The organism is Bacillus sp. FSL R9-9492, from assembly GCF_038007365.1.
In the GTDB taxonomy this organism is placed as follows: domain Bacteria; phylum Bacillota; class Bacilli; order Bacillales; family Bacillaceae_G; genus Bacillus_A; species Bacillus_A mycoides.
On the sequence record NZ_JBBOXC010000001.1, the window covers coordinates 4,052,470 to 4,073,102 of the forward strand.

A 20,633-nucleotide genomic window follows, 5' to 3' on the forward strand; every position below is an offset into this window, starting at 1 on the left:
GAAGTCCCCACTCTAAACTATTGCACAATTAGCGAGTAAGTTCACTTTCTATTTCCCTTCCACTTCACATATTGATTTAAAAATACAATTGCTTTCTCAATAACCTCTTCGTCTGGTTTTAATTTCGCATGATGTAAACCATATTCTGAATTTACTCCAAGCCAAAACATAAATCCAGGTATCTCTCGAAGCATATAACCAAAGTCTTCACCTGTCATTGCCTCCGTACACGTAATTACGTCCATAGTCGTTTGTTCACGTGTAAATTGCATAAACTCTCTCGTTAGCTCCTCATGGTTATACACTTGATGATACATCGCTCCGTAGTCAATAACAGCTTCACATTGAAAAGAAGCTTCTATTCCCGCAACAATTGCCTCAATTCGGCTTTTAACACGTTTCATTGATTCCACTGATAGCGTTCGAATTGTTCCTTCTAAACGAGACTTTTCTGCGATAATGTTTTGGACTGTACCACCTGTAATTTTCCCAATTGTAATTACCGCACTGTCAAGAGGGTTCACATTACGACTAATAACTGATTGAAGTTGCGTAACGAGATGACTCGCTGCAACAATCATATCATTTGCTGTATGCGGATATGCAGCATGTCCACCTTTTCCTTTTAAATCAACGTATAGCTCTGATGTATTCGCAAATAATAAACCTTCTTTTGTCGCAATTGTTCCCACAGAGTATTCAGGCGCAATATGAAGTCCAAGAATCATATTAGGCTTCCATTCTTTTAACTCATCGCTTTCTAACATAGGAAGTGCACCACCTGGACCTTCTTCAGCTGGTTGGAATATAAAAACAAGATCATCATCTATTCTTTCGCTTACAGCCGCTGTTAGAAGTCCTAAACCGATTGTTGCATGCAAATCATGTCCACATGCATGCATCATTCCTTCATGGACAGAAGAGTATTCATATCCAGTTTCCTCTGTAATTGGTAGACCGTCTATATCTGCACGATAACCTATTATTTTTTCTGGATTTTTTCCATTTACTTTAACAATTACACCTGTTTTCCATGTTTTCACTTCCAAATATTCATTAGGAAGCGTTCCTATATAATCTAAAATATACTGTTGTGTTTTCCACTCTTTAAATCCGATCTCCGGAATTTTATGTAAATCTCTACGAACTTGGACAAATTTGCTTACTGTCATTTTTGCACCTCTATCTATAAAAAGCGTAAGAGCACATTCATGCTCTTACGCTTTTTATTTTTTATTTCTCTGGGTTTAATTGACGAAGCTCTTGTTTAATTTCAGTTTTTGCTTTTGTCTTCTCATCAATTTCTTTAATTACACGTGCCGGAGTTCCCGCAACAACTGTATATGGAGGCACATCTTCTGTTACAACAGCTCCTGCTGCTACAACTGCACCTTTACCTACTGTAACGCCTTCTAGAACAACTACATTTGCACCAATTACAACATCATCTTCAACGATAACTGGTTTTGCAGAAGGTGGCTCAATAACACCGGCAAGTACAGCTCCTGCACCTACGTGACAGTTCTTACCAACTGTTGCACGTCCACCAAGCACTGCGTTCATGTCGATCATAGTACCTTCACCAATTACAGCACCGATGTTAATTGTTGCATTCATCATGATAACAGCGTTGTCACCAATTTCTACATGGTCACGAATAATCGCGCCTGGCTCAATACGAGCTTTAATACCTTTTAAATCAAGCATTGGAATTGCAGAATTACGACGGTCATTCTCAACTACATAGTCAACAATGTGCTTGTTATTTTCATCAAGAATTGTCTTAATTTCAGACCATTCTCCGAATAATACACCAGATTTTTTATTTACAAATGCTTGTACTGTTTCAGGGAATGTTACCTCTTTTAAATCCCCTTTTATGTATACCTTTACAGGAGTTTTCTTTTCACTGTTTTGAATAAACGAAATAATTTCGTTAGCGTCCATCATTTTCATTCTTGTTGCCTCCTAAATCCATTTATAATGTTACTCTACCAAACGATAGAGCGAGTAGCAAGACAATAATCTTATTTTTCCATTTGAATTTCTTCTATAATTTCTAAAAATGCTTGTACTTGCTTCAACTGCCTTGCCGAGTCACTCGTCAATAACCATGTTTCTCTCGTTAATTGAACAGGTGTTTTATACATATTTTCCTGCACTTCTTTTAAAACAGTCGAAGGTAAAAGAGCATAACCTATTCCATTTAAAACAAGCTGTTTGCACGTTTCAATTTGGTCAACTACAATCGTTCGCTTAGGTGGATTTGAAAATAATCCATACCACCAATTTTGTATTTGTCCATAGTAGGTCGAATCACTTTTAAATTGAATAAATGGTCTATTTGTCTCTTTTAACATCGAAATATCTTTTATTTCTTTATCAACTAAATATAATTCATCTTCAAATAATTGTTGTTTCTGCCCTTTGTATTCTTGTGACCCTCTCAGTATAGCAACATGAACGTCTCCTTCATAAAATTGCTTTTGCACTTCACTACTCCAGCCAGTAAACAGAGATATCTTCACAGAAGGATACTTATGCACAAATTTTTTCAAAACAGGTGGAAGCCAATATTGCCCAATAACTGATGCAACAGCTATTTTTAACGTACCGTATGTTTCGGTTCTAAAAAGAGCCAGTTCACTTTTAATACTCTCTTCCCGTTGTAACATTTCTTTTGCATAATTTGCAACTTTTTCCCCTTCAGGTGTAATTGTTAATCCTTTTTGTGAACGAATAAAAAATTTCATTCCCCATTGTTTCTCCATAGATTGTAATCGTTGACTAAGCGCAGGTTGGGAAACAAATAAACGTTCCGCCGCTTTTCTCATATTTGATTCCTGAGCTAACACAACCATCATTTGAAAATCATCAATTTGCAACTTTCTCCCTCTTTCCTTAGCTTCCATACACCTAATTTTAATAAGTATTTCATCCTTAATTTAATTGCATACTTTTATACATTAGAACGGTTTGTTAGTTCAAACTTTTCTTATGCTTTATGTCTTTTTAAATATAATACATACACAACTGATATGCACGAAAAAAAGTGACTTCGCCTTTTCTGTGAAGTCACTTTCCCTACGTTATCGATTATGCTGTCTCACTTTTTTATTCAACAATTTTAAAATAGCCCGCCGTGTTAAAATACCCTCGAAGTAACCTTCTTCATTGACAGCGCAAATAAAAGGATGATCAATTGTCATTTCTAAAGCTTTTGCAAAAGAATCTTCTAACATAAGAACTGGAATCTCTTCCTTCATCACTTGTTCCACTTTCATATTCTCAAGTCTTTCAAACTCAATGCGCTCTAATCCTAAAATACCATCTAAAATCATAGCAGTACTAATTAACCCATGTAATTTATACATAGGGTCTAAAACAGGAATCGCCGAATATCCAGATTTCACAAGAACGAGTAAAGCATGTTCTAGACCATTCCCTATTTGTACATGTGCTACTTTATCTGATGAAATCATTAAATCCTTCACAAGAATTTGTTGAAACTCGTCTTTCGGAATACTAATCATGTTACATCCCCCATTTTCCCTTTTTCCTGCTAATATTCTCCGATCCTATTCACATTTTATGATAGCGTTTTCATATTATTATTTTGTCCTGACATTCTTCTAATAAAAATAAAAATACATAACTATTTTAGCATATAACATAAAAAAAAGACTACCATTCCGGTAGTGCTTAATATCCTTTATTTTTTAATCGGTAAAACAATCTTGTGATTTTTTTATATTGCGTCACATCTGTCTGTTTTAAACCATTCTCAATGTCTGTAAGCTCCACCGCTAAAATTTCGCTCGCGTAATTTTGCTGAAACAGAATATCCAACAATAAATTTTCTTCTTCTCTTGTTAAAACAAATTCCTTTTCCATATGCTCCTCTCCTTGCACTCGCATCATCACTCTCATTATATAAATTTTTCAGTCTATTTAACAGATGTAATATTCAGTTTTTGTTAGAAACACTTAACGACTGCGAATATATAGACATCATTTCACATTATTTTGTATATCTGTTTGCGTAACTAAATGCCGCATAAGCATCTGGTTTAATTTTTGCTGTTAATCCCATTGCTTGAATTTTCATCGTCATATCTAAAATAAATTCTTTTGTTAAACCATCATTCCCGATATCTAAATGAATTTCCATTATGAATCCTGCTCCATCTTGAGCGTATGGGTGCAATAAATCCCATATCGCTTGTATATGATTGGGAGTAAATAGATAGGCGATTTCTTGACTAAACTGTGTTTCTAAATATATTTTCTCTCGCAACGTTGCTGGCTTATTTTTCACTGATTTATGATGCAAACATCCCCATGCTCCTTTTCCAACACGATGAATATGTATCGCTGTAATAAACCTCGTATCCTTTTGATGCGCTTGTGAGTCTGTCCCAATAGATAATCGATATAAATTTCGCGGATCCTTTTCAATGAAACTACAAATACGGTTAAATACCATATCAAAATTCAAATGTCTCTCTGAAACATTATAAAATGTATGCTCACCGTCCACATAGTCACGTCCTTTCAATTAGACAGACTTTTCGTATTCTCATTGTATGGGACAAAAACAAAAATTATAACTTACTACCCTTTATTCGTTTCAATATTTCGAATTACATAATTACAAAACCTACATGTATATATTACATTTTGATTAGACTGGGCGGTTAATACGTGATTAATTTCAGCATGACTGTGACAATTAGGACAAATAACAATCGGTAAGCGTTCCATCCTTTGCACCTCCTATTAATATTTACTATCATTGTAGGAAAAATAAAAAATTCCTATACATATACATTTGTAAAAACTCTTTTATTTAATCGCGACTTAAATTTCAACTTCTACTACCTATATAGCCCATTAATTAATATAACTAAAAAAGGTACCGCCATTTGGCAGTACCTTTTTTATATGTATCAAGAAATGATATCGTAAATCTCAATTGCAACCATATCGATGTTATCGAATTGATACACTTGAGGTTTTTCACCTTGTTGATACACTTCTAACTCATACATTTCACTTTTATCGAAAAATTTCACGCTACATTTGCGCTCACCGTTCACTTCAAAATAGCGTTGTGCTACTTCACCGCTTTCAGCTTGCTCTTGTAGACTAACAAGTCGAGTTAAAATTCCTTGGAGTAGAGACATGAAATCTCTCCTTTCTCTGATCTTCCTACCAATAGGTTTTACAGCTATACTCATTCTATCCGTCATAACAGAAAAAACGTTCCACAATCTAGGATAAAGGTTCTTGGCAAGAAACTCAACTAAAATTTGTCGAAATAAGAAGTAAAAAGATGAAAGATCATCTTTTTACTTCTTTATTGCGCTTTTTATACTGGCAGAATATAATAAACAACAGAAAAAGGGAGGAATTACAATGAAAAAAATTGAGGTTTATACACAACCTGATTGTCCGCCTTGTACCATTGTAAAAGAATTTTTAAAACATAATAACGTTGTATATGAAGAATTTGACATAAAAAAAGACGCTGCTGCACGCAATCGTCTTTTATATGACTATGAATCCTATTCAACTCCAACAGTTGTAATTGACGAAGAAGTTGTGGCAGGTTTTCAAATTGAAAAATTACAACAGCTACTCGGTATAGAATAGGAATAGGCGACACCTATTCCTATTCTCATAATTGTTGTAACCTTTTTATTTCAGTCAACAGTTCCTGACTTTCATGATACCCTGCTAATTTCCATTTTCCATTATCCTTTTGCAATGTCACAATTTGATATTGTCCACTCTTTGTCCGCTCATAGACATATAAATTTTTATGGTCTTCATCATAAGACATTTTTGTTTCTGAATTAAAAGAAAATGGAGCTTCTTTTGCTGGAAGTAAATATTCACCACTTTGTTTTTCATTTCTACTGTTTTCATCTGTAAAAACTTGAAGGAAATTATTTGTAAAATATGGTGATAACGTCTCTATCATCTTATTCATAGGTATTTGCTTCCCGCGGATTGAAAATTGCGTCTCATAACCTTTTTGTATCGTTGTAAACACTTCTTTCCGATCCACTTTCACTTCTTCTTTTCCTAAAACAGTTGTGACACTATAGCCAACTAGAAAGGCAACACATATAAATAGAACAAACCATATTCCATATTTCTTCATTTTTTCACCTTCCTTTTAAAAGAGCTTGTCTTTGTAGTATTCATTGTAACAATGATTATGCAAAGAAAGGGATGATTTCGTTCGTAAAATCTTTACAACGATAGACAGCATTTTCATCATCATGTTCACTATTACCAATTTATGATAAAAACAAACAAAAAAATACACGAATCTCTTCGTGCATTAAAATAAAACATCTTCTTCATATAAATATTCGTACGATAAATCTATAAATAAAAAGTTTTCATCCTCAATCGGGAATGAAAATGTTCGTACCATTTCACCAGTTTCGATATCAGCATATAAATCTGAAAGTCTTGCCTTATTCTCAAAACGCATTTTCATTATATTTTCTAGAAAATACGGGCGCCAGCTCCAGTTCTTCATATAATACTCTGGCATAATGATCCATCCACCATCTTTTTTCATAATATTACCCGATTGTTGAAAACCATCTTCATTACAAATAAATATCCGAAAACTATATTGTGATATGCTTTGGCTAAATTGTAATAACCAATCATTTATATCTTCATTCTTTTTTTGTTTTGACAGAACATCACCAATTCGATCACGTAACATCTCTGTTAAATTATAAATTTTTTGCAACTTCTTCTTCTCATGCAGAATAAATTGATGACATTCATTACCAAGTCGCTCTTTTAAAACATTCGTTTCAATAAAATCAGGTAAACATTCTTTCAAATAATTACCTTGATAATATCTACCACCGTTTTTCCAAGCATATTGTAGTTGATAAAAAGCATCAATTTCTTCATATAACAATGTCGCACCAATTCTTCTAGCAAGTAAAGATAAGGAATATAAAATATCTTGATAAGATTGTAAAAGTGCAGTTTGCCTTAAATTTGTTAAATCTACTTTTAAAATATCCGGTGCTAACACGCTAATACGCTCTAAATTACTTGTACCCGTTCCGACTTTATTAATCGAAATTTGAATACCATATGTACGATAATACATGAGTAAATGATTAAATTGTTCTATATCTTCTTTACATTCATGTTCTGTTATTTCCAGAACAATGCGTTGTAAGTTCAAACCTTGTTCTTCATACATCAGCAAAAGTTGAAGTAAACTTTCATCTTCATCATTCATTAATACATTAGCATTCCGATGTATAAATAATAATAATTTTTGATCCGTTTCTAAATACCTATTTAACGCTTTTTCTACGATGATGTTATCCGCTTCAAGTTGGAACTCACTCGGAATAGAATCATCATGGAAGAAAGATGCTAAACTTTGTATGCCCTCTTCTGTTTGAATACGTCCTACAACTTCATATCCAATTACTGTATGCTCATCAGCACTAAAAATAGCTTGATAATAAGGAAGGACTTTATCCAAGTTACTCATTACATCTAATGCATCTATCAACGTGCTTCCCTCCCTTTACTTTTCAAAAATTATAACACGATATTTACGGAAAAATAATAAAAAATCCCTTCAGTTTTCCTGAAGGGATTAGAGGGGTAAAATGCTAAGGGGAATTAGCAATTCTACTATGAAGAAAAAAGAGGTCTTAAATATAACCTATATATTCCCCTTTGTAAACACATTTCTCTCATGTGTCACAACTTCGTCACATTTCACCAAAGAAAAATTAATGATTCATTCATTTTTCTTTCCTTTTAAAATGGATATTGGTGCAAATGCTGGCCACCATCCATTGTCATACAAGTTCCATTTATGTATGCAGCTTCATCTGAACATAAATAATAAGCTAGACCCGCAATTTCTTCTGGTGTACCCATTCTACCAAGTGGAACACTTTGCAATGTACGCTTAGCCATTTCTTCTGAAATCCATAATTTATCGGCACCACCTGTACGCTCAATTGGTCCTGGTGCGATAGCGTTAACTCGTATTCCATATTTACGTCCCCACTCAACAGCAAGAGTTTTTGTCATCGCTAATACACCAGCTTTAGCTGCTGCCGAATGGATAACCCCTGGGCCTGCATCCCATGCATATGTTGCCACCATGTTAATAATATTTCCTTTTATACCTTTTTCGATCCAATATTTCCCAATAGCCTGACTACAATAAAATGTACCATTTAATACAATATTAATTACCGAATTCCAGCCATTCACAGATAAGTCCTCTGCTGGACAAATAAAGTTTCCAGCTGCATTATTTATTAAAATATCAATTCGTCCAAACTTCTCATCAATATGTTCAATCATTTTTTGAATATCATCAGTATTTCGTACATCCATTTGTACAGATAATACTTGCCCTGGAAACTGTTCAATTTCTAACTTTGCTTCTTCTAGCTTTTCTTTTGTACGCCCTGTAATAACAACACGTGCCCCTTCTTTCGCAAAACGTATCGCCATCCCTTTTCCCATTCCACTTGATCCACCTGTTATAATAACTACCTTCTCTTTCACATACATCCCCTCCAAAAAATGAATACACATTCATTTTATCACTTTATTTGATAGAAATCTTTATATTTTTCAATTTTTCTGATATTTTAACGTAAAGAGGTTTCTTTTCGTTCATTTTTTTCGTAATCTATACTACTTTTTTAGTATTTAAAATATATTTTTAAAAAACTGAAGGGAGGTTCGAGTAACCTGTATATGAAGAAAATTACAAGAAGAAATTTTTTAAAATCTGGAATACGCACTTGTCTATATTCATTTATAACCGCAAGCATCGGCTATTATTATGCTAAATATATAGAGCCCTATTTGCTTTCTTTTACGCAACACACACTTAAATCACCGCTCATACCAAAAGGTTTTCATGGTATGAAGATCCTTCAATTTAGCGATTTACATCTAGGATACTATTTCTCTCTCCAACATTTATCTCAAATCGTTTCCAAGATTAATGCTGAAAAGCCAGATATTGTCCTTTTTACTGGTGATCTCATTGATGATTACCAAACATATACCGAGGCTTCTTTTGTTGCATCCATTTTAAAGAATATACAGGCACCCTTCGGTAAATTTTCCATTTATGGTAACCACGACCATGGTGGATATGGAACTGAATACTATGATCACATCATGCGCGAATCTGGATTTGAACTTTTGCAAAATAGCGAAAAGCGAATTCGTTTACTGGATAATAGTGAAATTTCTATTTTCGGACTCGATGATATGCTACTGGGTAAACCAAAAATAGCGGAAACTTTACAACATGCAAAACAAAATATTTATACAATTGTTCTCGTTCACGAACCAGATATCGCGCCACAAATCGCTACATATCCAATCAATCTTCAACTTTCTGGTCATAGCCATGGCGGACAAGTACAAATTCCTTTTTTAGGTGCTATTATTACCCCGTCGCTTGCAAAAGAATATATTGAAGGTTTCTATAACATTCAAGGTTTGACTCTCTATGTCAATCGAGGTATTGGAAGAACACGTGTCCCATTCCGCTTTATGTCAAAACCTGAAATTACACTCTTCATCCTACAACATTCGTAACAATTCGCCTATTTCCTTACATATCCTTCCTTGTACGCGCTCATCCACACTTGGTCCACCATATGATAAAAATGAGTCCAGTAAAGGAGGTTTGTTCATGTATTCATATTATCAACCAATCCCAGTTCGTTCAGCACCTTTTGGCCCAGCAGGCGACTCACGCTTCTTTCCATTTTTCGGTGTTCCATTTCTAGCTGGAATTGCTGGCGGACTGCTAGGCGGAGCATTAGCTTTCGGGCCTAGACCGTTTTATCCGCCTTATCCACCGCCTTTCCCACCACCAGCACCTTTTCCTTGTTACGGAGGGCCTTGTCAACAACCATACTATTATTAATTTAAACCAACCATTCTTCTAATGTTTTTCTCTCAACGAACCGACTCATCACACGCCTATAATAAAAACTATTCTCTCTACTCATCCTTCCATTTTGAGAATATATGAGTAGAGAAAAAAAAGTAAAAACCTCTTAAATTCAATAAGAGGTTTTTACTTTTTTCACACTATTCAGCGTCTGTATTTTGATACGCCATCTTAAATAAATTCACTTGGCTATCAATTTCTTCTATACTACTATTAATTATATAATAATAGTCACCATCTTTATTTTGTTCACGTGTTTTCACATTATCAGCCAAAACCAGCTGTAAAATTGCCTTTATTCTCGCTTTCATTTCAATATCTAAAATTGGGAAGGATATTTCTACTCGTTTTTCCATATTTCGTGTCATCAAATCAGCTGAAGATAAATATATTTTTTCATCTCCATTATGATGGAAATAATAAATACGACTATGTTCTAAATATCTTCCAACAACACTAACTACACGAATATTTTCACTTACATTTGGAATCCCAGGTCTTAAACAACATGTCCCTCTAACGATGAGCTCTACCCTTACCCCAGCTTGTGATGCTTCATACATTTTTTTTATTAACGGTTTATCTGTTAACGAATTCATTTTAGCGATAATATATCCATTTCCATATTGTCTATGATAACGGATTTCCTCATCTATTAACTCCATAAACTGCTCTCTTATATCAAACGGGGCAACAGATAAATGATGAAAATGCGGTTTTTTTGTATAACCACTCAAATAATTAAAGAAATTTGTTGCATCTACACCAAAGTCTTTTCGCGATGTAATATATCCAAAATCGGTATACAACTTCGCTGTTGCATCATTATAATTTCCGGTTCCAAGATGTACAAACCTTTCAATTTTTCCGTTTCTTCTTCTTACAACTAACGTAATTTTACTATGCGTTTTCAAGTGACTTACTCCGTAAATAACGTGACATCCGGCCTGTTCCAATTCTTTAGCCCAATGAACATTATTCTCTTCATCAAACCTTGCCTTTAACTCAACCAATACCGTCACTTGTTTTCCTTTTTCAGCTGCTACCTTCAGCGCCTGAATTATTGGAGAATCTCCACTTACACGATATAATGTTTGTTTGATCGCAAGTACATTCGAGTCATCTGCCGCATCACGGACAAAATCAACGACTGGCTGAAACGACTCAAAGGGATGGTGTAATAAAATATCATGTTCTATCGCTTTTTCAAATACATCTTCCTCATCACCTAAATCTTGAGGAGGTTGAGGAATAAGAGCCGGGTATACTAGATGTTCATATAAAGGCGCTAATTTTTTATATAAGGAGAATAAACATGTTAAATCTAACGGTCCATCCATCATGTACACATCTTCATCTTTTACTTCTAACACATCATACAATAACGCTAACACTCTTTCATCAATGTGTTCTTTACCAACTTCTAAACGAACGGCAGCTCCCCACTTACGCTTTTTCAATTCTTTTTCAATTACTTTTAATAAATCGCGTGCACCTTCTTCATGGATCGTTAAATCCGCATTACGTGTAATACGGAAACGAGTAACAGGTGATACGTTATATCCTGTGAATAGTTTATGAGTAAAACCACTAATTACATCTTCTAATAAAATAAATTTATGTTTTTGCCCTTCACTCGGTAAAAATATGAAACGCTCCAGTAATGAAGGCACTTGTACAATTCCTAACTTCGTACGATTTTCTTCCTCAGCCTGTTGCTCATCATATAAAATAGTAGCTAAATTCAAACTTTTATTTAATAACATTGGAAATGGACGATACGCATCAATAGATACAGGGGTTAAAACCGGAAATATTTGTTCATCAAAATACTCCTCGATAAATTCCCTTTGCTCTTTCGTCAAATCATGAAATGTTAAACGCTCAATCCCCTCTAGTTCAAGCGCTGGCAATACATAATTTTTAAACGTTTCATACTGCACAGTCATTAACTCATGCGATTTTATCGCAATCTTATTTAACTGTTTCTTTGGTGTTAAACCTGCTTTATTTTCTGGCTGATTAAATCCCGCACTTACTTGATCTTTCAAACCTGCTACGCGCACCATAAAAAATTCATCTAAATTCGAACTAAAAATACTAATAAACTTTAGTCTTTCTAATAGTGGATTATTTTCATCTTGCGCTTCTTGTAGTACACGTTCATTAAATGCTAGCCAGCTTAATTCACGATTATTATAATACGCTGTATCATTTAAATTTACTAAATTCCCCTTTAGCAATTCCATTCTCTTCACACTTCCCTTTGAAACTTTTTCACTATAATTTAGTTACTTTCATTTTATCAAATTACAATATTCCAAAGTGTTAATTTTCTGTAAAGACATCCGTACAACTTAACGTTTTGATTCAAATGATAAGTGAATATTTGTTTTCAATACTCTTTCTAGCTGCTTTTTTTGTTTTTCAGCTTGTACTTTTTCTGCTAATGCCGATTGCTCACATAAAATTCTAAACGTTAATCCTTCTTTATTTTCTGTTATGGATATCGTATCAACAAGCAATCTTTGTCTTACATTTAAAGCAGCTGAAAATTGTAAAACAGCGCCTAATAGGCGGATTTTTTTTTGTTCGCTTTTATCAAACCAACCTTCAAATGGAGATAAATGTTGTTTAAATAGCATTTTTGATTTATAAGATGCAATAAGCGCTAACCTCACTCGATCTTTATGCATCATGCCGTCAATTGTTTTATTTGCCAATAAATAAAACGTGTGTAAACGACTCGCTTCTTCGTCTATATATTTTCCAATATTAAATACTTTCGCTGCTTGATGGAATGCTTCCCAGTCTTTTATTGAAACAGAAATCAGTCCCATTTCTTCGAGTTGTTTACAAATCAATCTTCCATGTTTAATAAGTTGAATGACAAATTCCATATCCATTTCATATTCGTGTGATAACAAATGTAAGCTTTCTTCAACTACATTCGGATAATATGAAATCCCTAAATCTTTCGTCAACTCTTCATAGAAAACACCTTCTCTTAATCCTTTTTTGCTTAATACAAATGCCGTTGCTTCTATAATATTTACAAGCTTATGAAATACTTCAACCGCTGGAATAATTGTATCAGCTCGATCTTTTGCCAATCCTTCCATTTTCTGAAGTTCGATAAACGATTGTTTTTCCAATGCACCTTTTACATTTTCAATATCTTCTTCTTTCATTTTGTATAAATGTACTCCCGCTATAGGATAGTTTGTTAAATTTTGGTGGATTTTCGCTAAGTTTCTCGCACTACCACCAATTGCAATAAGAGGCAATTTCTTATCAATTAACCATGGTAACGTTCGAAATTGACACTCTAAATACTCTCGAATTTCCTCTAATTCATCTTTAGTAGGAATATCACCTTTAATAAATAGATGTTTTAAAGAAAGCGCACCAAAAGGAAAACTATGGTACTCTAAAATCTCTCTATTTTTAATATATGTAACTTCCGTACTTCCGCCACCAATATCTACTGTTATTCCTTCCGAAAACGAAGTAGAATTCATAACTGCTAAATAGCCGTAACGTGCTTCCTCATATTCTGATAATACTCTAAGAGTAAAGTCTGTTTGTCCTTCAACAAGTTTTTTAATCTCCTCTTGATTCTCAGCCTGTCTAATTGTTGCCGTTGCAACACAAAGTACATGATGCAACTGATGGAATTTTGTACTTTCTTGAAATTGAAATAATGTTTGTAACAATACTTCTTTACCTTCTTCATTCAAAACACCATCGATTAAATAATTTCTTAACCGAGCAACCACTTTCGTATTTTCAATTTCTTTATAAAAACCTCCATTTTGCTTTTCATAAATAACTAAACGCATTGTATTAGATCCAATATCTATAATGGCATATTGTAATTTTAATATTTCTTTCAAACTTCTCACTCTTTCATTATCAAATTTCTGAAACATATTCTATCACTATTATACAAAATAGTTGTTTTTTGTAACAATATTGCTTTAATATTGAAAATATATACAATTACTTTTTGCATATAATAAAAACCCATTTTATTTATGCTATAATAAGGAAAAATTGAAAGGAGAGTCAATATGAAACCTTCACAACCACAATCTCCATTGCATAATCAACATTCTATTAATAGACTAGCTCAATCTATTTTCGTTGTGAATCGTCATGCTAAAGCTGCAACTAACCCTAAGTACTTATATTGGTTAAAAAAGACTGCTTTAGAACGCTTAATTACTGAAAAAAAGGCTATCAAAGAAGGATTACATTTTTCTAGAAATCCACGTTTTAGTCAACAACAATCCGATGTTCTTATACGTTTAGGTGATTATTTTTTCCATATCCCTCCTACGAAAGATGATTTTCGCACCCTACCGCATCTTGGTCACCTTGAATCCTCCTATCGAAATCCGAAAACAACCTTATCTTTAACAATAGCAAAAAAAACACTTCAAGATTATATTGGTCCTGAAGCATTAAAACAGGAAAAAAAATTAAGCGAACCAGTTCCATGGTATAGCCGTACCTATACAAAAAAATAAAACAGTTTGGCCTAATATTAGGCCAAACTGTTTTATTTTTTCTCTTCTTTAATTTTAATATTTGCTTGTTTATAAAAAGCTATTTTTTCTGTATTATAAGTTTTTGTAAATTCATTAAACTTGTCTTTTTCTGATTCAATATCTTTATAAGACTGATTTACCACTTTTACTTTTTCACTAATATCTTTTAATTTTGTACCTTTATCTTGTAACATTGTATATAATTCTTTTTCTTGTTTTAACGATTTATTATAGCTATCATACATTTTGTTAAATGAATCGTGTCGTTTCTCATATGTGCTTTTCACTTTATCCGCTTGATCTTTCAATTTCTTATCTTCAATTTTCTTCACATATTTATCTGCTGACTTCACTTCTTCTTGTGCCTTATTTAAAGATTCTTTTTCTTTTTTAAGCACTTTTTCTCGTTCATCTGTATTTTTCACTGCTTGGTTCAGTTTTTCCTTAACAGTTTGATTATTATCTTTTCCTTCTTGAACAATCTGATTATATAATTCTTGTCCCTCTTTTTCTAAAGTTTCAAGTTTCTTCGCATCTTCAAACATTGTTTTTTCTTGTTTTGCAGCATTTTCAAATGCAACATATAATTCCTCTTCTGGTTTCGGCCCGAAACAACCCGCTAGTAAAGTCATTGATAATGCAGTTACAATTGCTAATTTACTATACTTCAACATCTTTTTCCTCCTACTTATATACGATAATCGTGTAAAAAGCTATGAAATTATTTATCCTTTTATTAACTCCACACTCGCACCTTTTTTACGAAAATCATTCATATTGTTTATAATGCTTGTACAAATTGTATTACTCAAAATTACATTTTTGAACTAAATAGCAGTTTCATATCTACCTTTTACTTGGCACTTTTTAAAACCTGTTTATACTATGTATTACATAAAAGTACAACGGAATTCATCACAGCCATAATAATTTGGAGAACAACAGTAATAATTCACCTGATAAAAGATGGTCGTTGTTCTGTCACGTCTATCATTCTATCATTTCCTTTCCGCTTTCTATCAAATAATTTCTTTGTTCATTTTACACAGTGTAAATGTCATCTTGCAACAACTTACAATTATTCTTGTCATTCCCTAAAAAGGAAAAGTGTAGAGCATGCTTTCCTCTACACTTTAAAAATGAAACACATTGTGCAAAATGCATTGACACATCCAACATAATTATATGCTTATTCCATATATTTTTAAAGACTTTTATTACAATAAAAGTTCTTTTTGTAATAAAAGTCAAAAAAATGTTACATTCAAAACTTCTTCATATCATATTTCTTCAAATCGAAGTTTCACTCATTTTCTTACAAATCCCTATGCTGGTACAATTGATTTTGTGCCTTTCTTAACAATTCTTCAAAGGTTTTTCCTTCTATTGGATAACTAGCAGCTCCAAATAATAGCGTCATACTTAACAAACCATTTTCTATTTCATTTTCAATATTTTTCATTAATCGGTTTGTTATTGTCGACCTTTCATGTCCGTTATCAATCGCCACAATAACATACTTATTTTCATCCCACCTAGTAACGACATCCCCTTTACGAATTGTCTTTACAATCGTACTCTCCAATTTTTGTACTAACACCTCCAATTTTTTTTCTTGTACTGTTTCTTTTAGTTCTTTCCATTCTTTCACTGAAAGAATGTACACTGTAATATTATGAGAATCCCGTTCCGATAAAGCAGCTACTTTCTCAAAGAAATCAACTACAAAATCATTACTTGCCATTCCCCCTACTTCCGTATCCATACGCCCACTCGCTCTTTTATCATACCAATGTCCAAAATAATAGCTGAGTATCATTTGCAATATATAAATAATAAAGACGGTATAAAATGATCGCGAATCCAGTTTTGTAATTACATCCTGAAGCGCAATCCATTCTGTAACTGCCACTGTATTCCCAAGTAATAACCCACTAATTTTACCTTTATGTTTCATATTTCTCCTCCTTTCTATACCAATATATGTTTCTATAACAATTATGTTTTTCTACAAAATAAAAAATGTACACATTGAGTGTACATTTCCGCTTAAGCTTGTATACCATTTCTATTCTATTTCATATATATACTATATATCGTTTTTAGGAAGAGGTGACTTATATGCTACAAAAAGAAAATCTATCAGATATTATACGTTTACTAGCAGGGTTTCTGCTATCATTAAAATTATTATGTAATTCTTTCGGAGTGAACTTTATTACAAACGATCAAATTGACGCTATTGTAAATGTCGTTTCCTTTCTGTTCATTTTATATTTTGGTTATAAAAATAATTATGTAGGAAAAAAAGGAATCGAGCAAAAAAAAGTACTCAAAAAACACAACCTTCATTAAAAAAGGAACCTTTCTTACAGGTTCCTTTTTATCATTGCCGCACAACAACTTCATTTGTTTGCAGCGGACCATATGATACTTCTTTATATTGAAATGTATATGTAGCCTGAAATAATGCGTTTTTGATTGCTTTATCTTTATTTGCTTTTATTTTACAAATTAGTTCTACTTTCTCATTCGGTAATAAATTATTGATTCGCCACCTTACAAGCTGGAACAAAAACTCGCTCATCCCCTTATCAGCCTTTAATGAATTTGGGATATATGCAAAATAATCTCGAATCATATGACTTACTACAACTCGTGAAATCATTTCCATTCCTTTATTTTCTACTTCAATTCGAATAATAAGTATGTCATTTACATCATAGGTCAGTTCATATGAAAATTTTTCTTTATACATACTACGGATTTGCAATGTAACTGCTACATTAGGACATTCGTTTTCCTTTTTTGAGCCATCAATCCATAACACCGGTTGTAACGGTATTGAACGCCTTCCTTGATCCGAAATCCGTTTCCATATTTTCATAATAATATTCACCCCATTTCAGATGCATCATATCCATACGACCTTATTCTGCCTCTCCACACAATATTAATAAAGCTTGTTACAAACGATATATAGTTATTACTCTTCCTTTTATCCTATTCGACAATATAAAGAAAAAACCATTTTTCCTCTGTTAACAGAAGGTATTCTTACTGAAATATTTTTTTACAATTTCCTTCATTGACTTTACACCACTACTAAGTATCGCTCACTCTTTCTCTGTCCATACAACAGAATATTTTGACGGAAGAAAAAGTTTGCCTTTTAGTCAAATTTGACTATAATATTCTTTATGGCTTTGTCAGTGTACTTGTGTAAATTGATTTAAAAAACTATATTTCAAATTTTTATGCGCTGCACTCAAAACTTCATATAGTTTACTTATTATTAAAGGAGGGTTATATTTGGAATCTCAATTATCAAAAAAAGACTCCAACAATACAAAATTTGTTGTTGCAGGTTTATTACTTGGTATTTTAATGGCGGCAATGGATAATACAATCGTTGCAACAGCAATGGCTACGATTGTTGGAGACCTAGGAGGATTTGACAAGTTCGTTTGGGTCACGTCTGCATATATGGTAGCAACAATGGCTGGGATGCCTATCTTCGGAAAACTTTCTGATATGTACGGACGGAAACGCTTTTATATTGGTGGCCTCATTCTTTTCTTATTCGGTTCTGCACTTTGCGGGACAGCATCTAGTATTGAGCAACTAAGTATTTATAGAGCAATTCAAGGGATTGGTGGCGGCGCTCTTATGCCTATCGCCTTCACGATTATGTACGATATATTCCCACCAGAAAAGCGCGGAAAAATGACAGGGCTATTCGGTGCGGTTTTCGGGACATCTAGTGTATTTGGCCCTTTATTAGGTGCTTATATTACAGACTATATAAGTTGGCATTGGGTCTTCTATATTAATATTCCATTAGGAATTATCTCCTTCTTCTTCATTACTAAATACTACAGTGAATCTCTAGAATTTAGAAAACAAAAAATTGATTGGGCTGGCGCTATTACACTTGTTATTAGTATCGTTTGCTTAATGTTCGCCTTAGAACTTGGTGGTAAAGAATACGCATGGAATTCCACTGTAATTATCGGTTTATTTACAACAGTTGTTATTATGCTTATTATTTTCTTCTTCGTAGAACGAAAAGCAACTGAGCCTATCATTTCTTTCCATCTATTTAAAAAACCTTTATTCGCAGCTAGCCAAGGCGTTGCCTTTTTCTATGGTGCCGCTTTTATTATCTGTACAGTTTATATCCCAATCTTCGTTCAAGGTGTTCTCGGCGGTTCAGCCTCAAATGCTGGATTAATTTTAACACCTATGATGGTTGGCTCTGTAATTGGAAGTCAAACAGGTGGACAGTTAGCTTCTCGAACAAGTTATCGTAACATCATGATGGTATCTGGTGTTTTCTTCGTAATTGGTATTTATTTACTAAGCACTTTAACAATGGATACACCTCGTCTACTTGTAACGCTATTTATGGTTCTCACTGGACTTGGAGTTGGTTTCTCGTTCTCAGTTTTAAGTATGTCTTCTATCCACAAGTTAGAAATGCGAGACCGTGGTTCTGCTACATCAACAAACTCATTCTTCCGTTCACTCGGTATGACTCTTGGTGTAACGATTTTCGGTACAATTCAAAACCATATTTTTACTACTAAATTAAACACTGTGTTCCCTCCTGAACTAGCTAAATTAGCTCCAAAAGGCGGAGACACAAGTTTCTTATTATCACAAGGTGCTACCGATAAGATTCCAGCTGAAATATTAACTGGTATTAAAGATGCTCTCGCTACCTCTATTGCCAGTACATTCTTCTGGGCACTGATCCCGGCTGTACTAAGTATTATTTGTATTTTACTTATGGGAAATGAACGCCTCTTTACAGGTCCAAAAACGAAACAAAAACAAAAGCAAGTAAGTTAATATAGAGAAAAGAAACGGCATATCCCTTTATGAAAACGGATATGCCGTTTATAATATGTATAAAGTTTTTATTTATAGGAGTTGAGACAGCATGAGCATGAAATTAGTCATTCTCGGCTTGCTACTTGAAGGAGATAAACATCCATATGAAGTGCAGCACATCATGAAAGAACGACAAATGGATTGTTATATTAAATATGCAAAAGGATCACTTTACTACGCCTTCGAACAATTAGAAAAGCAGGGTGCAATTCGTATTACCACGATTGTTCGAGATACGAATAGACCCGATAAAACAATCTTTCATATAACAGAAGAAGGTAAACGGTTATTTCACACGTTACTATTAAAACAATTTGAGGCAAAAAATCAAATATATAAACCAATTTATTCGGCACTCTCTTTCGCTCATTTTGGTGATGATCAAGAGTTAATTCCTATTTTAGAAAAAAAGAAAAATGATACCGTTCAATATTTACATAAAATGCAAACTATTTATGATTGTAGCAAAGGACACATTCCTCGTGCACAACTATATATTTTACAAAGCGTTATTGAACATATTACAGTTGAATTGCAATGGTTAAACACCCTCCTTACAGATGCAGTTGCAGGACGACTTTCAGAAATTGATATAGATGAAGGTTGAACTTATAAAGAAGAAACTGTAAAAAGACAATAAAGTTATTTCATTGTAAAACCTAAAACAAGCATACCCCCGTTCTAATTTAGGAAGGGGGTATGCTTGTTTTAGGTTCGACATAAGATGAGCCAATTGTTGAATAACATAAATGGCATCTTATCTCTGTACAGATATCCACTTCTTTACAAGTTTAATCGCACTTCATTTCAATTTCCCCAACCTCTCTTCCCTCTTGAAAAAATCAGAATAATCCGAATGATAAGAATAAAAAACTTTAGAATTTTCTTATTTTAAAACAGTGGACAAAATTCCGAAAATTGTGTTAGAATTTGTTTCAATATCATATCGCTTGTTAAATTCCTTTCAAAAGGAAAATAGGTACACGAATATTTCACTTCGTGTTTAAAAGGGAAGTTTGGTGAAACTCCAACACGGTCCCGCCACTGTAAATGCTGAGATTTCTTTTTTGTGCCACTGTGAAAACGGGAAGGTGAAAGAAATTATATGAAGCATAAGTCAGGATACCTGCCTATTTTAACAACACTGATAGACTCACGGATGATGATGAGGTGTTAAGAAC

The 20,633-nt window shown here is 33.4% G+C and carries 23 protein-coding genes and 1 riboswitch; of the genes, 7 read left to right on the forward strand and 16 right to left on the reverse strand.

Features of this window, described 5'->3' with window-relative positions:
- Positions 1–41: 41 nt before the first annotated feature.
- From MKY70_RS20505 to MKY70_RS20540, 8 genes are all read right to left on the reverse strand, one after another.
- Positions 42–1,172 (reverse strand): N-acetyldiaminopimelate deacetylase, encoded by a 1,131-nt coding sequence (locus MKY70_RS20505; RefSeq protein ID WP_012261623.1) that lies wholly within the window; start codon positions 1,170–1,172, stop codon positions 42–44.
- A 61-nt stretch (positions 1,173–1,233) separates the two neighbouring features.
- Entirely contained in the window at positions 1,234–1,956 is a 723-nt protein-coding gene (gene dapD, locus MKY70_RS20510) for a 2,3,4,5-tetrahydropyridine-2,6-dicarboxylate N-acetyltransferase (RefSeq protein WP_002014841.1), read from the reverse strand.
- A gap of 71 nt (positions 1,957–2,027) precedes the next feature.
- Positions 2,028–2,912, reverse strand: a complete 885-nt coding sequence (locus MKY70_RS20515) for a LysR family transcriptional regulator (RefSeq protein WP_289404565.1) — start codon at positions 2,910–2,912, stop codon at positions 2,028–2,030.
- A gap of 177 nt (positions 2,913–3,089) precedes the next feature.
- Complete coding sequence (gene cbpB / locus MKY70_RS20520) at positions 3,090–3,533, reverse strand: cyclic-di-AMP-binding protein CbpB (RefSeq protein ID WP_002066926.1); 444 nt, start codon at positions 3,531–3,533, stop codon at positions 3,090–3,092.
- 169 nt (positions 3,534–3,702) lie between these two features.
- Entirely contained in the window at positions 3,703–3,894 is a 192-nt protein-coding gene (abbA, locus tag MKY70_RS20525) for an antirepressor AbbA (RefSeq protein WP_002145987.1), read from the reverse strand.
- Between the two features lie 127 nt (positions 3,895–4,021).
- The gene (locus MKY70_RS20530) at positions 4,022–4,540 is read right to left on the reverse strand and encodes a ribonuclease H-like YkuK family protein (RefSeq protein ID WP_002033829.1); all 519 of its coding nucleotides are present in this window, start codon (positions 4,538–4,540) and stop codon (positions 4,022–4,024) included.
- A gap of 74 nt (positions 4,541–4,614) precedes the next feature.
- Positions 4,615–4,764: a hypothetical protein gene (locus tag MKY70_RS20535; protein ID WP_002033828.1), complete on the reverse strand. Its 150-nt coding sequence runs from the start codon at positions 4,762–4,764 to the stop codon at positions 4,615–4,617.
- A gap of 185 nt (positions 4,765–4,949) precedes the next feature.
- Complete coding sequence (locus MKY70_RS20540; protein ID WP_000055151.1) at positions 4,950–5,186, reverse strand: YkuJ family protein; 237 nt, start codon at positions 5,184–5,186, stop codon at positions 4,950–4,952.
- A 232-nt stretch (positions 5,187–5,418) separates the two neighbouring features.
- Between MKY70_RS20540 and MKY70_RS20545 the strand changes: the two genes are divergently transcribed.
- Positions 5,419–5,655 (forward strand): glutaredoxin domain-containing protein, encoded by a 237-nt coding sequence (locus MKY70_RS20545; protein ID WP_002014835.1) that lies wholly within the window; start codon positions 5,419–5,421, stop codon positions 5,653–5,655.
- A gap of 25 nt (positions 5,656–5,680) precedes the next feature.
- On the opposite strand, the gene MKY70_RS20550 is transcribed toward MKY70_RS20545, so the two are convergent.
- The 3 genes from MKY70_RS20550 to fadH all read right to left on the reverse strand — a co-directional run bounded on the left by MKY70_RS20550 (position 5,681) and on the right by fadH (position 8,589).
- Positions 5,681–6,169: a DUF3993 domain-containing protein gene (locus tag MKY70_RS20550; protein WP_341025624.1), complete on the reverse strand. Its 489-nt coding sequence runs from the start codon at positions 6,167–6,169 to the stop codon at positions 5,681–5,683.
- Positions 6,170–6,352: 183 nt separating this feature from the next.
- Positions 6,353–7,570, reverse strand: a complete 1,218-nt coding sequence (locus MKY70_RS20555; RefSeq protein ID WP_341025625.1) for an EAL domain-containing protein — start codon at positions 7,568–7,570, stop codon at positions 6,353–6,355.
- A gap of 254 nt (positions 7,571–7,824) precedes the next feature.
- Positions 7,825–8,589, reverse strand: a complete 765-nt coding sequence (gene fadH, locus MKY70_RS20560) for a 2,4-dienoyl-CoA reductase (protein WP_002128892.1) — start codon at positions 8,587–8,589, stop codon at positions 7,825–7,827.
- Between the two features lie 195 nt (positions 8,590–8,784).
- On the opposite strand from fadH, the gene MKY70_RS20565 reads away from it, so the two are divergent.
- A complete protein-coding gene (locus MKY70_RS20565) occupies positions 8,785–9,642 on the forward strand; it encodes a metallophosphoesterase (protein WP_002014831.1) in 858 nt (285 codons plus the stop codon).
- Between the two features lie 97 nt (positions 9,643–9,739).
- Complete coding sequence (locus MKY70_RS20570; protein ID WP_002033824.1) at positions 9,740–9,976, forward strand: hypothetical protein; 237 nt, start codon at positions 9,740–9,742, stop codon at positions 9,974–9,976.
- Between the two features lie 167 nt (positions 9,977–10,143).
- Here MKY70_RS20570 and MKY70_RS20575 read toward each other — a convergent pair whose 3' ends face one another.
- Together MKY70_RS20575 and MKY70_RS20580 are read right to left on the reverse strand one after the other, a co-directional pair.
- On the reverse strand, positions 10,144–12,252 hold the full coding sequence (locus tag MKY70_RS20575) for a polyphosphate kinase (RefSeq protein WP_002014829.1): 2,109 nt from the start codon (positions 12,250–12,252) through the stop codon (positions 10,144–10,146).
- A gap of 108 nt (positions 12,253–12,360) precedes the next feature.
- The gene (locus tag MKY70_RS20580) at positions 12,361–13,935 is read right to left on the reverse strand and encodes a Ppx/GppA family phosphatase (protein ID WP_215576532.1); all 1,575 of its coding nucleotides are present in this window, start codon (positions 13,933–13,935) and stop codon (positions 12,361–12,363) included.
- Between the two features lie 141 nt (positions 13,936–14,076).
- On the opposite strand from MKY70_RS20580, the gene MKY70_RS20585 reads away from it, so the two are divergent.
- Positions 14,077–14,535 (forward strand): YkyB family protein, encoded by a 459-nt coding sequence (locus tag MKY70_RS20585; protein ID WP_002014827.1) that lies wholly within the window; start codon positions 14,077–14,079, stop codon positions 14,533–14,535.
- Positions 14,536–14,567: 32 nt separating this feature from the next.
- On the opposite strand, the gene MKY70_RS20590 is transcribed toward MKY70_RS20585, so the two are convergent.
- Both MKY70_RS20590 and MKY70_RS20595 read right to left on the reverse strand, forming a co-directional pair.
- Positions 14,568–15,230, reverse strand: coding sequence for a YkyA family protein (locus tag MKY70_RS20590; protein ID WP_105590041.1), 663 nt, complete (start codon positions 15,228–15,230; stop codon positions 14,568–14,570).
- A 641-nt stretch (positions 15,231–15,871) separates the two neighbouring features.
- Positions 15,872–16,513 carry a diguanylate cyclase domain-containing protein gene (locus MKY70_RS20595; RefSeq protein ID WP_341025631.1) on the reverse strand — a complete coding sequence of 214 codons (642 nt, stop codon included), beginning with the start codon at positions 16,511–16,513 and terminating at the stop codon, positions 15,872–15,874.
- Between the two features lie 164 nt (positions 16,514–16,677).
- Between MKY70_RS20595 and MKY70_RS20600 the strand changes: the two genes are divergently transcribed.
- Positions 16,678–16,911: an SPP1 phage holin family protein gene (locus tag MKY70_RS20600; protein WP_002192635.1), complete on the forward strand. Its 234-nt coding sequence runs from the start codon at positions 16,678–16,680 to the stop codon at positions 16,909–16,911.
- A 31-nt stretch (positions 16,912–16,942) separates the two neighbouring features.
- Here MKY70_RS20600 and MKY70_RS20605 read toward each other — a convergent pair whose 3' ends face one another.
- Positions 16,943–17,443, reverse strand: coding sequence for a hypothetical protein (locus MKY70_RS20605; protein WP_002192634.1), 501 nt, complete (start codon positions 17,441–17,443; stop codon positions 16,943–16,945).
- A gap of 425 nt (positions 17,444–17,868) precedes the next feature.
- Here MKY70_RS20605 and MKY70_RS20610 point away from each other — a divergent pair, with 425 nt between their 5' ends.
- Complete coding sequence (locus MKY70_RS20610) at positions 17,869–19,410, forward strand: MDR family MFS transporter (RefSeq protein ID WP_002192633.1); 1,542 nt, start codon at positions 17,869–17,871, stop codon at positions 19,408–19,410.
- Positions 19,411–19,501: 91 nt separating this feature from the next.
- Complete coding sequence (locus tag MKY70_RS20615) at positions 19,502–20,059, forward strand: PadR family transcriptional regulator (RefSeq protein WP_000062071.1); 558 nt, start codon at positions 19,502–19,504, stop codon at positions 20,057–20,059.
- 353 nt (positions 20,060–20,412) lie between these two features.
- Positions 20,413–20,600: riboswitch (cobalamin riboswitch) on the forward strand.
- Positions 20,601–20,633: the final 33 nt, after the last annotated feature.

Excerpts from the sequence above, each read along its gene's own strand:
- abbA (WP_002145987.1), bottom strand. The coding sequence starts at position 3,894 with ATGGAAAAGGAATTTGTTTTAACAAGAGAAGAAGAAAATTTATTGTTG.
- MKY70_RS20550 (WP_341025624.1), bottom strand. The coding sequence starts at position 6,169 with ATGAAGAAATATGGAATATGGTTTGTTCTATTTATATGTGTTGCCTTT.
- cbpB (WP_002066926.1), bottom strand. The coding sequence starts at position 3,533 with ATGATTAGTATTCCGAAAGACGAGTTTCAACAAATTCTTGTGAAGGAT.
- MKY70_RS20540 (WP_000055151.1), bottom strand. The coding sequence starts at position 5,186 with ATGTCTCTACTCCAAGGAATTTTAACTCGACTTGTTAGTCTACAAGAG.
- MKY70_RS20545 (WP_002014835.1), top strand. The coding sequence starts at position 5,419 with ATGAAAAAAATTGAGGTTTATACACAACCTGATTGTCCGCCTTGTACC.
- MKY70_RS20585 (WP_002014827.1), top strand. The coding sequence starts at position 14,077 with ATGAAACCTTCACAACCACAATCTCCATTGCATAATCAACATTCTATT.
- MKY70_RS20615 (WP_000062071.1), top strand. The coding sequence starts at position 19,502 with ATGAGCATGAAATTAGTCATTCTCGGCTTGCTACTTGAAGGAGATAAA.
- MKY70_RS20595 (WP_341025631.1), bottom strand. The coding sequence starts at position 16,513 with ATGAAACATAAAGGTAAAATTAGTGGGTTATTACTTGGGAATACAGTG.
- MKY70_RS20505 (WP_012261623.1), bottom strand. The coding sequence starts at position 1,172 with ATGACAGTAAGCAAATTTGTCCAAGTTCGTAGAGATTTACATAAAATT.
- MKY70_RS20565 (WP_002014831.1), top strand. The coding sequence starts at position 8,785 with ATGAAGAAAATTACAAGAAGAAATTTTTTAAAATCTGGAATACGCACT.
- MKY70_RS20515 (WP_289404565.1), bottom strand. The coding sequence starts at position 2,912 with ATGGAAGCTAAGGAAAGAGGGAGAAAGTTGCAAATTGATGATTTTCAA.
- MKY70_RS20535 (WP_002033828.1), bottom strand. The coding sequence starts at position 4,764 with ATGGAACGCTTACCGATTGTTATTTGTCCTAATTGTCACAGTCATGCT.
- MKY70_RS20605 (WP_002192634.1), bottom strand. The coding sequence starts at position 17,443 with ATGAAAATATGGAAACGGATTTCGGATCAAGGAAGGCGTTCAATACCG.
- MKY70_RS20580 (WP_215576532.1), bottom strand. The coding sequence starts at position 13,935 with ATGTTTCAGAAATTTGATAATGAAAGAGTGAGAAGTTTGAAAGAAATA.
- MKY70_RS20600 (WP_002192635.1), top strand. The coding sequence starts at position 16,678 with ATGCTACAAAAAGAAAATCTATCAGATATTATACGTTTACTAGCAGGG.
- MKY70_RS20575 (WP_002014829.1), bottom strand. The coding sequence starts at position 12,252 with ATGGAATTGCTAAAGGGGAATTTAGTAAATTTAAATGATACAGCGTAT.
- dapD (WP_002014841.1), bottom strand. The coding sequence starts at position 1,956 with ATGAAAATGATGGACGCTAACGAAATTATTTCGTTTATTCAAAACAGT.
- MKY70_RS20590 (WP_105590041.1), bottom strand. The coding sequence starts at position 15,230 with ATGTTGAAGTATAGTAAATTAGCAATTGTAACTGCATTATCAATGACT.
- MKY70_RS20570 (WP_002033824.1), top strand. The coding sequence starts at position 9,740 with ATGTATTCATATTATCAACCAATCCCAGTTCGTTCAGCACCTTTTGGC.